Below are 14,059 nucleotides of genomic sequence, written 5' to 3'. Positions count from 1 at the left end.
CTGCTGCCGGCGCGCCGGCAACGGGCGGGGCCGGCGTGGCGGCGTTCGCTGCGATCAGCGATGTCCCTTGCGCACAAACTCGGCGACGGTGGCGAGCAGCTCTTCTTCCTGGAAGGGTTTGCCGAAGTAGCGGTCGACGCCGACGCTCGTCGCGTACTGGCGGTGCTTGTCGGCGGTGCGCGAGGTGATCATCACCACCGGCACGTCCTTCAGCCGCGCGTCGGCACGCACATTGCGCGTGAAGTCGAAGCCGTCCATGCGCGGCATCTCGATGTCGACCAGCAGTACGGCGGGCACGACGTCGAGCAGTTGCTCGAGCGCGTCGACGCCGTCCTTGGCGGTGAGCACGCGGTAGCCCTCGCGCGTCAGCAGGCGGCCGGTGATCTTGCGCACGGTCAGCGAATCGTCGACCACCATGACCGTCGGCGCGCTCGGCGCTTGCGCTGCGGGGGCCGGCGCGGCGGGCTTCAGCGACAGTAGCGGCGGCCGGCCGGCGAGCGCCACCGGGTTGATGATGAGCACGATCTGGCCGTCGCCGAGCACGGTGGCGCCGTCGATGCCGACGACGCGGGAGAGCTGCGGGCCGATGTTCTTGACGACGATTTCCTGCGCCCGCGACAGCCCGTCAACCTGCACGGCAACGCGCTGCGCGCCGCTCTTGAGCAGTAGCACCCAGGTCTGTCGCGGCGTCACCGGTATGCTCGGCGGCGCTGCGCCGAACAGCTCGCCAAGCACGCGGAAGGGATAACGCGCGCCCATCCACTCGGCGGCGCCGGCCTCGCGGATGCGTTCGAGTGCCGCCGCCTTGAGGTCGAGCGCCTGCGCGATCATCGTCGAGGGAATCGCGTAGGTGGCGCTGCCGGCGCGCACCAGCAGTGCCTGCGTCAGCGCCAGCGTCAGCGGCACGTAGAGGCGGAAGGCACTGCCCTGCTGCGCGCTGGAAACGACCTCGATACGGCCGCCGAGGTGGCCGATCTCGGTCTTGACCACGTCGAGGCCGACGCCGCGGCCGGCCACCTGCGACAGCTCGGCGGCGGTCGAGAAGCCCGGCGTGAAGATCAGTTCGACCAGCCGCAGTTCGTCGCTGGCGGCATCGTCGGTCAGTTCGTCGGCAGCGAGCAGGCCGGCGGCGATGCCGCGTTCGCGGATTGCCGCGAAATCGAGGCCGCCGCCGTCGTCGGCCAGCGTCAGCAGCAGTTCGTTGCCGTCCTGCACCAGCGTCAGCGTGATTTCGCCGATCTCGTTCTTGCCGCGCTGGCGGCGCAGTTCGGGCGCCTCGATGCCGTGGGCGACGGCATTGCGCAGCAGGTGTTCGAGCGGCGCGGCCAGATTGTCGAGCACACCGCGGTCGATTTCGATGCTGGCGCCGCGCAGGTCGAGGTTGGCGCGTTTGCCGAGCTCCTTGGCCGTCTGCCGCACGATGCGGTGCAGCCGGTCGGCGAGCTGGCTGAACGGCGCCTTGCGCACCGCGAGCAGTTCCTGCTGCAGGTCGCGGTTGAGGCGCGCCTGCGCGAGCAGCGCGGCGTCGGTGTCGTCCACGTGCTTGAGCGCCTGATGCTGCACGGTGGCGACGTCGTTGACCGTCTCCGCCATCATCCGCGTCAGTTCCTGGAAGCGCGTGAAGCGGTCGAATTCGAGCGGGTCGAAGCCGGCGTGGCGCTCTTCGCTTTGCGCGGTGCGCGACTGCATCTGCGTTTCGGCCTGGATGTCGACGTCGCGCAGCTGACGGCGCAGACGGATCACGCTTTCGGTCAGTTCGAGCAGAGAATCCTTCAGCGCGCGCATTTCGCCTTCGATGCGCGTGCGCGCGATCGACAGTTCGCCGGCGTCATTGACCAGCCGGTCGACCAGATCGGAACGCACACGCAGGCTGGCGCGCAAGGCGGTGCCCTCGTCGTCGACATCGCTGGCGCGCCGGTCTGCGGCGGGCGCCTCGCCGGTTGCGGCCCTGGCGGCCTTGTCGGCGGCTGTCGCCGGCTTGCCGGGCGCGCGCTGATCGTCACGCAGGCGGTCGATCAGCTGCGCCAGCGAATCGACGGCGGACTCGATCTCGTCGACCGCTTCCCCGTTGACCGCGCCGCTGAACTGCAGCGCCTCGACGCGCGTTTCGATGACGTGCGTGAATTCGCCGATGGTCATTGCGCCGGCCATGCGCGCGCTGCCTTTCAGCGTGTGCAGCAGGCGCGCCAGCGCGTAGGCGGCTTCCTCGTTGGTCGGCATCGCCTGCCAGTCGCGCAGCGCGGCGGCGATGCTGTGTTCGAGTTCTTCGGCTTCTTCGAGGAACAGCGGCAGCAGCTGTTCGTCGAAATCGTCGCGCAAGGCTGGCGGCGCTTCCAGGAAGTCCGCTGCCGGGCGGGCGTCCGGCTCGTTGCCGGCAGCAGGCGGCGAGGGCGCATCGCTGGCCGGCTCGCGCGCTGCCTCGCGCTCGCTGGCGTCGCCGGTTGCGGCCGCGTTTTCGTCGTCGGTCGGCGCCGCTGCCGGCGCCTTGTCGTCGCTGGTGAGCGTTTTCTCTTGCGCCGGGTAGAGCATGTCGAGCGCCGCCAGCAGTTGTGGCGCTTCTTCCGGCGCGCTGTCACGCGCGACGGTGGCGAGCATCAGCTCGAGTTCGGCAATCGTCTGCCGGATCACCTCGATGGCTTCGCTGCTCTCGGGTCGGGCGGCGTGCTGGCGGCGCAACAGCGCGTGTTCGAGCGCCAGCCCGAGGCGGTTGATCGCCGGCAGGCCGACGGTGCCGGCAATGCCGCCGAGCGTATGCGCGGCGCGATGCAGCGGCGCGCTGGTCGGCGCAGTCGGTGCTGCGACGAGGGCGGCGAATTCGTTCTGCAGGGTGGCAAGGTGCGCCTGCGCTTCCTCGAGGAAGATGTTCCACAGCGACGAAGAGACGCGGATGCGCTGGCCCGAGGTGTCGGGACGGGCTTTGTCTGCCGCGGCTGGGGCGTCCGCGTCCGCTGCCGGCGCGGCGTCGATGACGACGATGTCGTCTGCCTTTTCGTCAAAGGTCTCGGCAAACGCTTCGTCCGCAGGCTGGGTGTCGGCCGGGGCGATCGGGAAGTCATCCGCCAACTGTACCGACTGCGCGTCGGACAGTTCGGGCTCCGCCTGCGCTGCTGCCGCAGTTTCCGCTTCTGCCAGCGGCGCGGATTCGTCGTCTGCGGCCGTCTCCGCTGCCGGCTCAGCCCCGGACTCGATTGCGGGCGGCGACTCGCCGGCCTGTTGCTCCGCTGATTCCGGCTCCGGCACGGCGGCGCCGTTGGCGGCATCTTCGTCGCGTGCGGCGCGTTCAGCGCGGACGCGGTCGAGCGCGATCACCTCCGCGCCCTGCGGTGCTGTGCTGGCTTCGCTTTCAGCAGCGGTCGGTGGCCTGCCGCCACTGACTTCGTCCGCTGGCGCCCGGTTGGCGGCGGCTATCTCCTGCGCTTCTGGCGTCGGTGGCGCGATCTGGCTTGCGCCGTGTTCCGCCAGCGCTTCGTCGATGCGTTCCTTGCCCGGCCGCAGGGATTCGGCCAGCGCCACCAGCGGACGCGCGTCGGGGACGCCGCTGCCCGGATTGGCGAGGTGTTCGACCCAAAGCTCGAACAGCGCCTGCGCGTCATCGAGCAGGCCGCGCAGCGCCGGTGTGACCGCCAGTTCCTGACGCAGCCAGAGGTTCAGGGTCTGTTCGACGGCCCAGGCGATTTCTCCCAGCTCGCGCAGGCCGACCATGCGGCCACTGCCCTTGAGCGTGTGGAAGGCGCGGCGGATCGCCATCAGCGCTTCGTCATCGTGCGTCTGCACGGCGATGCTGGCGCGGTTCTCGGCGATGGCGGCGAGGACTTCCCGTGCTTCTTCGAGGAAGATCTCGAGCAGTTCGGCGTCGATTTCCTCGCTGCTGGCTTGCGACAGCTGCAGCGTTTCCGGCGATGGCGGCGGCGCCGCTGCAGCTTGCGGTGCCAGCGCGCTGTGCTTCGCTTCGGCCGCTGCGATGGCGAGCGCTTCGGCTGGCGTCCCGCTTTCCGCCTCGGCGGCGGACGGTGGCGCGTCGAGCGTTGCCAGCGCTTCGGCGGCTTCCTCGCCGAGGTCGCTGTCGCCGACCAGATCGGCGTCCTTTTGCAGCGCGCTGAGGCTTTGCCGCAACTCTTCGCGCACGCTGGCGTCGGCCGGTTGCTCCTGATAGGCGCTGAGCAGCGCCTGCGCGGCCTGTTTCTGCCGCTCGATCTCGGCTTCGACGCTGCCGCCGCTTTGCGTGGCCGGCGCGTCTTCGATTTCGGCGGATTCATGGCTGGCGGCGGCTTCCGCCGGATGTTGCAACTGGTGGCAGAAACGCGCGAAATCGCTGGCGCCCTGCGCCAGCGCGTCGACGAAAAAGCCGATCAGCGACAGCGTTTCGGCAACGCGTTCGAATTCGCCGGCAAGCGGCGTGTGCCCCGCACCGGCAAAGCCGGCGATGTCGGCCGCGCACTGGCGCAAGGCTTGAGCAGCGTCGTCGTGGCCGAGCATCGACAGCGCGCCGCCGACCTGCTTGAGCGGCGCATCGAGTTCGGCGAGTTCTTCCTGGCGGCCGGGGTCGCGGAAGAAGCTGTCGAGCGTCTGCTCGATGCGGCCGAGATTGTTCTGGATCTCACGCGCCACCTGCGCGATGAGCAGTTTTTCCTGCGCCCGCCGCGACATCTCGTCGAGCACCGGAACGTCGGCGCTTGCCGCCGGTGCGCTGCCGGCGATGCAGGCGTGCACGCGCGCCACCATGACGTCGACCTGCGGCGCGAAATCGGCACCGATATGCGGGTAGCGTTCCTGCGCGTTCTGCGTCAGCAGGATCGCCGTCGCCACTTCCATCGCCAGCGCTTCGCTCTGCCGCGCCGGGTCGTCGCTGAGCCAGCTGGCGGCAGCGAGAACGCATTGCGCCAGCCGTCGGCAGTCGGTGTTGCCAAGCTGCTTGGCGGCAGCAGTCAGCGCCTGCGCGTGTTCGATGAACAGCGGCAGCACCGCGGCACCGGCGCACAGGCGGCTCCACGATTCTTCGGCGGCATTGGCCGCATCGCGCAGGCGCCGGCGCGTCGCTTCCTGTTCAGCCGGCACCACTTCGTCGCTGCCGGGCAGCAACGCGGCCAGCTGGTAGGCGTTCTGCACCTCGCGCACGGCGGCATTGCTGCCGTCGGCGATGGCGACGTAGTAGAGCACGTCACGCAGCAGCCGTTCGGCGACGTTCTTCGAACCGTCCTGCTGGCGGCGCAACTGCATGTCAAGCCGGCCGCACAGCGGGCGCAGGTCGAGCCCCGGCGGCAGTGCGCCGCCCGCCAGCGCGCTCAGGAAAGCGCTGGTGACGCGCCAGAAGGTCCGTTCGCCGGCGCCTTCCTGCACCATCTCGACACGCTCGACGGCGGCGCGCATTTCGTTGGCGGCGGCAGCCGCCGCGGCACCGCCACCCGGCGCGGCGCGCAGCCAGTTGATCAGTCCGCGCTGGAAACGCGCGCGCTCGCGGCGTAGCAGCAGAGCGCGCTGCGCGTCGTTGATCGGCGGCAGCGCCGTGCCGCGGCGCGGCAGACGGACCGAGAGATCGGGGAAGAACAGGTCGGTCGGGCTGGCGTCGCTCTTGCCGCGCGCCGCCTGCAGTTCGCGATACAGCGGCAGCAGGCGCAGCGGCTGGTTCGGCGCGCCGCCGAGCAACGCGTCGAGTGTCTGGCCGATGGCGGCGATGGCGCCTTGCGTCAGCGAAACCGTGAGTTCTTTGCCGCCAGCGGCGAGTCGGCCGGCTTCGGCGTCTTCGAGCAAGGCCTCGGCGGTCTCGGCGAAGCGCGTCAGACCGTCAAGGCCGACGATGGTCAGCGCGCCCTGCACCTGGTGCAGGTGGGTGCGGCAGAAACGCAGCTGCGTCGTGTCGCCGCCGTCGGCGAACTGCTGCAGCGCCTCGCCGGCGCGCGTCAGCGCGTGATCGATTTCGCTCTTCACCCAGCCGAGTGGGCCGGTATCGAATTCGCTGGCAGCGTTCATCGCAGGCGCATCTCCGGTCGGCGACGACTCAATCGACCTTGAAGCCGGCGACCGAACCCTTCAGTTCGGTCGCCAGCCCGGCCAGTTCGCCGACCGCCTGCGCGGTGCGCTGCGTACCGGCGGTGGTCTGTTCGGTAATGTGCAGGATGTCCTGCATCTTCTCGGCAACACCGGTCGCCGAACTCGCCTGCTCTTCGGTGGCGCTTGAAATCCGGTCGATCAGCTGCGCCAGATTGCGCGACACCTGACCGATCTCGGCCAGCGCCTGGCCAGCGGCGTCGGAGCGCTTGGCACCCTCGACGACGCCCTGCGTCGACTGCTCCATCGCCGAGACGGCGTCCTGCGTGTCGGTCTGAATCGTCTTGACGATGGCGGCGATCTGCTTGGTCGCCTCGCCCGAGCGTTCGGCCAGCCGCTGCACTTCCTCGGCAACGACGGTGAAGCCGCGTCCGGCCTCGCCGGCCGACGCGGCCTGGATGGCGGCGTTTAGCGCCAGCACGTTGGTCTGCTCGGTAATGTCGGAAATCAGTTCGACGATTTCGCCGATCTCCTGTGACGATTCGCCGAGACGCTTGATGCGCTTCGAGGTTTCCTGGATCTGCTCGCGAATTTCGTTCATGCCCTTGATCGAATCCTGCACCGCCTGCGTGCCCTTGCCGGCGGCGGCCAGCGATTGCCGCGCCACCAGCGCCGACTGGCCGGCTTCGCCCGACACCTGTGTCATCGAGTTGGCCATGCTCAGGATCGAGCGGCCGGTGTCCTGAATTTCGCCCGACTGCCGCTGCGCGGCGGCGAGCAGCTCGGCCGAGGTCTTCTGCGCGATTTCGGTCGATTGCGTGACGCGACCGGCGGCATCGTTGATGCGCCGCACCAGCACGCGTAGTTCCTCGATGGTGTAGTTGATCGAGTCGGCGATGGCGCCGGTGATGTCTTCCGACACCGTCGCGGTGACGGTCAGGTCGCCGTCGGCGAGGTCGCCGAGTTCGTTCATCAGGCGCAGGATGGCGTCCTGGTTCTGCCGGTTGCGCGCTTCCGATTCCTGCCGGCTGCGTTCGGCCTCTTCGGCGCTGCGCCGCGCGTCGTCGAGGTAGACCTTGGCCATCATCGCCAGCGCGCCGACAGCGAGAGCGACGAGGACGGCGAGCGCGAAGCCGTAGGTCGCGCGTTCGGCCAGACTGGTGTGGTAAGCGCTGGAGAGCTGGTCGCTGCCGTCGAGCAGCGCCTCGCTGTCGCGCGAGATGCGCGCGCCGGCCTGTTTGGCCAGCACCAGTTTCTGCATTCCGCCGAGAATGCCGCCGACCGCCGCCTGGTATTCCTTGAAGCTGGCTTCGAGTTCGCCGAGTTTCTGCCGTGTTTCGCCTTCATTGGCGGCATTGATGCGCAGCGTTTCGCTACCCTTCTGCAACGCGGCGAGCAGGTCACGGAAGCTGTTCACGTCCTTGCCGAGCAGGAAGGCGACTTCCGGGTCAATCACCGCGCCGACCTGCAGCGCGTTGGCGTTCTTGGCGATACGCTGTGTCAGCATGACCAGCTGATTGGCCGCGGCGATTTCGCGCGCGCTGGCGCCGCCCTGCAGCTTCAGCGCCGCCACCTGCTCGGCGAGTTCGAGCAGTTGCGGGTTCTTGTTGTTGATCAGCGCCACGTCGCGGCCGAGCGAGACGAGGTTCTTCTCCATTTCGAGCAGTTGCGCAGCGTTCTTTGCCGTTTTTTCCCACTGGCCGGCGATCGACTGCAGTTGCGGCTGGATCGAATCGGGCGAGGGCGGAACGCTCACCTCATTGAGTTCGCCGCCTTGCGTCAGCCGCTCAAGGCGATCGGCGAAGGCATCGCGCGATTCGCGCAGCTGGCGGAAGGCCACCGGATCGCCCTGCAGCGCCAGGCTCGACGACTTCGCCAGGCGTTGCGAAAGCATGCGCATTTCGCCGGCGGCGGCGACGTACGCCGTTCCCCAGGTCGATTCGCGGTTGTCGTGATAGACGATGGCGGCAATGCCGAGCATCACCGCGAGCAGGCCACCACCGAGGATCTGCAGTTGCCGGGCGACCGGGTACTTGCCCAGCGGACCGACGCCCGTTCCCTTGCCGGCAGCCGCTGCCGGGGCAGCTGCGCTCTTGCTCGAGCGCGGGCGGGCGGCCGCGGGTGGGGCACCGGTGATGGTGGTGTCGGACGGGGTTTGCTTGCCTGCAAGAAAGGGAGGCAGCTTGATTTTCAACGCCATTTCGGTTCTCCGGGGGCGGGAGTCTGTGCGTGCGATCGGCCAGGGGCGGGAAGTTCGCGCATGTCTTCGGCGATGCTTCAGGCGCCGATTTCGAGAAACTGTTCGTCGACGAGCAGGCGGGCGACATCGAGCCGGCGCCAGCGTTGTCCTTCATTGTCGGTGAATTCTTCGCCGGCCCACGCCGGCGCATCGCCGGCCGCCGGGGCCGGCGTGAGCGCGTCGACGTTGCGCAGGCCGAGCAGGCGGTTCACCAGCAATGCCGCGTTGACGCCGTGACGCGCGCCGACCAGCAGCAGGCGCGACTGCGCGTTGCGCGGTGTCGCCTCGCCGCCGAGAAACGCCGAGAAATCGCTGACCGCGTAGAGCACGCCGCGGACATTGGCCAGACCGGCGAACCACGGCTGCGTCAGCGGCGCCGGCGTCAGCGGCGGCAGGCTGACGATTTCGCCGGAATCGGAAAGATTCGCCAGCCAGCGCTCGTTTCCGGACTGAAAGCCGAGCAGGCTGGCGGCGCGCTCGCTGCCGCCACCGCCGAGACGCGTCGCCAGATGTTCCTGGAATTCGCGGAGGCTGATCTTGCGCGCCATGAGCCGTCGATCAGAGCGCCGCGATGCGCGCGAGGAGTTCCTCGCCGTTGACCGGCTTGACCAGATAATCGAGCGCGCCCTGGCGCAGGCCCCAGATCTTGTCGGTTTCCTGGCCCTTGGTGGTGCACACGATGATCGGAATGTTCTTGGTCTGTTCGTCGCGCGTCAGCGTGCGCGTTGCCTGGTAGCCGTTGAGGCCGGGCATGACGACATCCATCAGCACCAGATCGGGCCGTTCGGACTTGGCCTTGGCGATGCCTTCTTCACCGCTTTCGGCGGTGATCACCTGATAGCCGGCTTCGGTGAGCAGTTCGCCGAGGAAATGACGTTCGGTCGGAGAGTCGTCAACGACGAGGATTTTCTTTATGGACATGGTCGGATTCCCTTGTTCACCACGAAATGTCGGTTGCGCAGGCTTACGCCGGTTTCGGCGCGAATTCGCTGACGCACTGCAGGAGGCTGTCCTTGGCGAAAGGCTTGGTCAGATACTGGTCGGAGCCGACCATGCGGCCGCGCGCACGGTCGAACAGGCCGTCCTTTGACGAGAGCATGATCACCGGCGTTGCCCGGAAACGCGGGTTCTTCTTGATCAGCGCGCAGGTCTGGTAGCCATCGAGGCGCGGCATCATGATGTCGCAGAAGATCACTTCCGGCTGGTGGTCGGCGATCTTGGCCAGCGCATCGAAGCCGTCCTCGGCGAGCACCACCTGACAGCCGGCCTGCACGAGGAAGATTTCCGCGCTGCGCCGGATGGTGTTGCTGTCGTCGATGACCATGACCTTGACGCCGCGCAGCGTCGACGCTTCAGCCAATTCCATTCTCCAAGGATTCGGGTATGACGCCGTCGCGAATGCCGGCGCCTTCCGCATTGTCGCCGAATACTATACCGGAATGGTCGCTGATACGACCTTTTGCATACCCTTTTGCCCGGCTTTACGCAGCGCTTGCCTGCCCGGACGCTGGTGTTTTTCCGGCTGTTTCGTGTTTTTCCCCGGTTTTGCCGTGCTTTCCCACGCTTGTCGGGCGGTCGGGCGCCTCTTGGCGGCTTCAAGTGCGGCGCTGGCCGGCGCCCGTGCCGGCCGCTGCGGCTTTTCGCGGTAGAATCCGGGGCTATCCCGTCTTTCCTGCTGCCGCCGTCTGGCGGTCCTCTGCCTGCCGCATGGAACAAACCGCCCGGCCCCTGCCTGCCTCCTCGCCGCCGATCGTGCTCAGCTTCGCTGCCAGCGATCCTTCGGGCGGCGCCGGTGTGCAGGCCGATCTGCTGACGCTGGCGGCGAACGGCTGTCATCCGCTGTCGGTGCTGACGGCGATCACCGTGCAGGACACGGCTGGCGTCGAAGCGGTATTGCCGATCGACGCCAACTGGGTCGGCCGGCAGGCGCGCACGCTGCTCGCCGACATGCCGGTGGCGGCGTTCAAGATCGGCCTGATCGGTAGCGCCGACAATATTGCGGTGATCGCCGCGATCCTCGCCGAACATCCCGACATTCCGGTGGTGCTCGACCCGGTGCTCGCTTCCGGGCGCGGCGACGAGCTCGCCAACGCGGCCGCCATCGGCGCCTTGCGCGAGCTGCTGCTGCCGCGGGTGAGCGTGCTCACGCCGAACAGCCTCGAAGCGCGCCGCCTGCTCGCGGACGACCAGGAATTCCAGCGCCGCCATGGCGATTCCGGCGACGCCGGCGAACCTTCATTGGCCGATTGCGCGGCGCGACTGATCACGCACGGCTGCCGCACGGTGCTGGTCACCGGCACGCACGAGAACACCGCGCAGGTGGTCAATACGCTCTACGACGCCAGCGGCTGCCTGCGGCGCGACGTCTGGGACCGGCTGCCCGGCGAATATCACGGTTCCGGCTGCACGCTGGCATCGGCAATCGCCGCCGGGCTGGCGCACGGCCTGCCGCTCGCCGAAGCGGTACGCGCCGGGCAGGACTACACCTGGCGCACGCTCGCCGCCGGTTTTCGCGCCGGCAGGGGGCAGTTCATCCCCGACCGCTTTTTTGACCGGTTCTGCGACCACGCCGCACAGCAGCGGAGCAGCAATGCCTGAACGCGCCCTGCGCCCGACGCGTTCGCCCGTGCAGCCGGTAGCGCTGCGCGGCCTCTACGCGATCACGCCCGACGGCCTGCCCGAGGCGACGCTGCTGGCGCAGGCCGAAGCGGCGCTGGCCGGCGGTGCCGCCGTGCTGCAGCTGCGCGACAAGTCGAGCGACGCCGCCCGTCGTCTGCGCCTGGCGCAGGCGCTCGCCGCGCTGTGCCGCCGCCACGGCGCGCTGTTCATCGTCAATGACGATCTGGCGCTGGCTCTTGCCGTCGGTGCCGACGGCGTGCATCTGGGCGCCGACGACGGCGATCCGCTCGCCGCGCGCCAGGCGCTGCCGCCGGGCGGCATCGTCGGCGTTTCGTGTTACGCAGATTTCGCGCGGGCGCGCGTTGCCGTTGCTGCCGGCGCCGACTACGTCGCTTTCGGCGCGGTGTTTGCGTCGCCGACCAAGCCGCAGGCGCCGCGCGCGTCGCTCGATCTGCTCGCACGGTCGCGCGCCGAACTCGGCGTGCCGGCCTGCGCCATCGGTGGCATCACGCTGGCCAATGCCGGCGAGGTGATCGCCGCCGGCGCCGATCTGCTCGCCGTCGTCAGCGAAGTGTTCTCGCCGGCGTCGGCGCCCGCGTCCTCATTCGCTTCTGCACCCACTTCCGCAGCTTCTTCCGCGACGTCCGCCATCCGTGCGCGCGCCGCCGCCTTTCAACGTCTCTTCGAGGAAAACCGAGCATGACCACCACCTCCCGCAACGACCAACTGTTTGCCCGCGCCCAGCGCCACATCCCCGGCGGCGTCAATTCGCCGGTCCGCGCCTTCCGTTCGGTCGGCGGCGCACCGCGCTTCTTCGTCTCGGGTTCCGGCCCGCGCGTCACCGACGCCGACGGCAAGAGCTACCTCGACTACGTCTGCTCGTGGGGCCCGCTGATCGCCGGCCACGCGCATCCGGAAGTGCTGGCCGCGGTCAGCGAAACGGCGGCCAAGGGCCTCTCCTTCGGCGCGCCGACCGAGATGGAACTCGACATGGCCGACCTGCTCTGCGACATCCTGCCGATGCTCGACATGGTGCGTCTGGTCAGCTCCGGCACCGAAGCGACGATGAGCGCGATCCGTCTGGCGCGCGGCTACACCGGCCGCGACCTGCTGGTGAAGTTCGAAGGCTGCTACCACGGCCACTCCGACAGCCTGCTGGTCAAGGCCGGCTCGGGCCTCTTGACCTTCGGTAACCCGGATTCGGCCGGCGTCCCGGCTGATCTGGCCAAGCACACGCTGGTGCTGCCGTACAACGACGCCGCCGCGCTGGAAGCCGCGTTTGCCGAGCATGGCGACAAGATCGCCGTCGTCATCGTTGAAGCCGTCGTCGGCAACATGAACCTGATCGCGCCGAAGCCCGAATTCTTGAAGGCGATGCGCGAACTGTGCACCAAGAACGGCTCGGTGCTGATTTTCGACGAAGTGATGACCGGCTTCCGCGTCGGCCCGCAGGGCGCGCAAGGCCTGTTTGGCATCGACGCCGATCTGGTGACGCTCGGCAAGGTGATCGGCGGTGGCCTGCCGGTCGGCGCCTTTGGCGGCAAGCGCGAAATCATGGAAAAGATCGCGCCGCTCGGCCCGGTCTATCAGGCCGGCACGCTCTCCGGCAACCCGGTGGCCGTCGCCGCCGGTCTGGCGACGCTCAAGCTGACGCGCGCACCGGGCTTCTACGAGACGCTTTCCGCGCGTACCAAGCGCCTCACCGACGGCCTCGTCGCCGCGGCGAAGAAGCACGGCGTCGTCTTCTCGGCGCAGTCGGTCGGCGGCATGTTCGGCCTCTACTTCGCGCCGGAATGCCCGGCCACCTACGACGCCGTGATGGCCTGCGACAAGGAAGCGTTCAACCGCTTCTTCCACGCCATGCTCGACGCCGGCCACTACTTTGCGCCGTCGGCCTTCGAAGCCGGCTTCGTTTCGGCCGCGCACACCGACGCCGACATCGACGCGACCATCGCCGCCGCCGAAGCGGTGTTTGCTGCCTGGTAAGCGGGCTTTTGCCGGCCACCGGTGTCTGCCGGTGGCCGGCTTCTACTCCGCCCGGCGGGCGGGGCCAGGCGTCGGCCGCAGCTGCGCGCGGCAATCAGGCGTATTACGCCCGGCGCGAGCCGCTGACCATCACCACCCCGATCAGCACGAAAATCGCCCCGAACAGAAAGCTTGCTTCGAGCGGCTCGTCGAGCAGCCAGACCCCGAAGCCCAGACCGAACAGCGGCGTCATGAACGAAAAAACGCCCAGCCGCGAAGCCAGGTAACGCCGCAGCAGCCAGAACCAGCCGAGATAGCTGGCGAAGGAAACAATCACCGACTGGAAGAGCAGGCTGCCGATCGACAGTGTCGTCAGCTCGATGCTCGTCTGCCCGAGCAGAATGGCGGCCGGCAGGAGCAGGACGAAGCCAGCTGCCAGCTGGTAGAACAGCGTCTGCGTTGCCGGCGCTCTCGATAGCTGCGACAGGCGCACGACGATCGTCGTGGCCCCCCAGAAGATTCCCGCCAGCAGCGCGAGCGCGTCTCCCCACAGGATGTTCGCCGGATCGGCCGCGCCGGGCGGCGCGTTGCGCCCGGCAAAGGTGACGACGATGCCGGTGAAGGCGAAGGCGATTCCCAGCCACTGCAGCCGACTCAGGCGCTCGGCCGGCAGCTTCGAGTGCAGGCCGAGGGCGACAAAGATCGGCGCGGTGTAGAGAAACACCACCATGTGCGATGCCGAGGTGAAGCGCAGGCCTTCGCCGACGAACAGGAACTCCAGGCCGAAGAACAAGCCGACCAGCAGCCCCGGCCGCCAGCTGCCGTCGGCAAGCGCGGGGCTTTCCTTGCGCCAGACCATCAGCGCGCCGACCAGCAGTGCCGCGATCCCCGAGCGCAGGGCGATCTGCATCAGCGGCGAAATGTCCGCCGCCGCGGCCTTCAACACCACCTGCTGCAACCCCCAGATCACGCAGAGCACCAGCATGATGCCGGCGGCGCGGCCGTCGAGCGCCTTGCGGCTATCCATGGCGGACGATCATCGGGGCGGGGTTCCTGGGCGGGTTTGAAGTGGGGTGGATATCAATAGGGCGGATAAAAGGGGCGAATAAAGGGGGGGCGAACATTTCGCGCCTGCGTCGCCGGCCGGACTGGTCAGCGCGCCCGGCCAAGTCTATCGTAAGCGCTGCCGGAGAAGCCGCTGGCTGCGGAACGCCGTATTTCGGAAACGCCTTTTCCCGACTGCCCCAAGCG

The 14,059-nt window shown here is 68.5% G+C and carries 9 protein-coding genes; 3 read left to right on the top strand and 6 right to left on the bottom strand.

Annotation, left to right across the window (positions count from 1 at the left end; genetic code table 11):
• Positions 1-54: 54 nt before the first annotated feature.
• From GGD90_RS03575 to GGD90_RS03555, 5 genes are all read right to left on the bottom strand, one after another.
• On the bottom strand, positions 55-5,967 hold the full coding sequence (locus GGD90_RS03575; protein WP_153115902.1) for an Hpt domain-containing protein: 5,913 nt from the start codon (positions 5,965-5,967) through the stop codon (positions 55-57).
• A gap of 28 nt (positions 5,968-5,995) precedes the next feature.
• Positions 5,996-8,185, bottom strand: coding sequence for a methyl-accepting chemotaxis protein (locus GGD90_RS03570; protein ID WP_153115901.1), 2,190 nt, complete (start codon positions 8,183-8,185; stop codon positions 5,996-5,998).
• A gap of 77 nt (positions 8,186-8,262) precedes the next feature.
• Positions 8,263-8,772 (bottom strand): chemotaxis protein CheW, encoded by a 510-nt coding sequence (locus GGD90_RS03565; protein ID WP_153115900.1) that lies wholly within the window; start codon positions 8,770-8,772, stop codon positions 8,263-8,265.
• Between the two features lie 10 nt (positions 8,773-8,782).
• A complete protein-coding gene (locus GGD90_RS03560; protein WP_153115899.1) occupies positions 8,783-9,145 on the bottom strand; it encodes a response regulator transcription factor in 363 nt (120 codons plus the stop codon).
• Between the two features lie 43 nt (positions 9,146-9,188).
• Complete coding sequence (locus GGD90_RS03555) at positions 9,189-9,590, bottom strand: response regulator (RefSeq protein ID WP_184414916.1); 402 nt, start codon at positions 9,588-9,590, stop codon at positions 9,189-9,191.
• A 341-nt stretch (positions 9,591-9,931) separates the two neighbouring features.
• Here GGD90_RS03555 and thiD point away from each other — a divergent pair, with 341 nt between their 5' ends.
• The 3 genes from thiD to hemL are packed head-to-tail and all read left to right on the top strand — an operon-like array spanning position 9,932 to position 12,829.
• Positions 9,932-10,822, top strand: a complete 891-nt coding sequence (gene thiD / locus GGD90_RS03550; RefSeq protein ID WP_153115898.1) for a bifunctional hydroxymethylpyrimidine kinase/phosphomethylpyrimidine kinase — start codon at positions 9,932-9,934, stop codon at positions 10,820-10,822.
• A complete protein-coding gene (thiE, locus tag GGD90_RS03545; protein ID WP_153115897.1) occupies positions 10,815-11,546 on the top strand; it encodes a thiamine phosphate synthase in 732 nt (243 codons plus the stop codon). Before thiD ends, thiE begins: the two co-directional genes overlap by 8 nt.
• Positions 11,543-12,829: a glutamate-1-semialdehyde 2,1-aminomutase gene (hemL, locus tag GGD90_RS03540; protein WP_153115896.1), complete on the top strand. Its 1,287-nt coding sequence runs from the start codon at positions 11,543-11,545 to the stop codon at positions 12,827-12,829. Before thiE ends, hemL begins: the two co-directional genes overlap by 4 nt.
• Positions 12,830-12,932: 103 nt before the next feature.
• Here hemL and GGD90_RS03535 read toward each other — a convergent pair whose 3' ends face one another.
• The gene (locus GGD90_RS03535) at positions 12,933-13,835 is read right to left on the bottom strand and encodes a DMT family transporter (protein ID WP_153115895.1); all 903 of its coding nucleotides are present in this window, start codon (positions 13,833-13,835) and stop codon (positions 12,933-12,935) included.
• Positions 13,836-14,059: the final 224 nt, after the last annotated feature.

It is taken from the genome of Rhodocyclus tenuis, assembly GCF_014197755.1.
GTDB classification, from domain to species: Bacteria; Pseudomonadota; Gammaproteobacteria; order Burkholderiales; family Rhodocyclaceae; genus Rhodocyclus; species Rhodocyclus tenuis.
The sequence above is the reverse complement of the archived record's forward strand: the minus strand, read 5'-3'. Positions and strand labels throughout refer to the sequence as shown.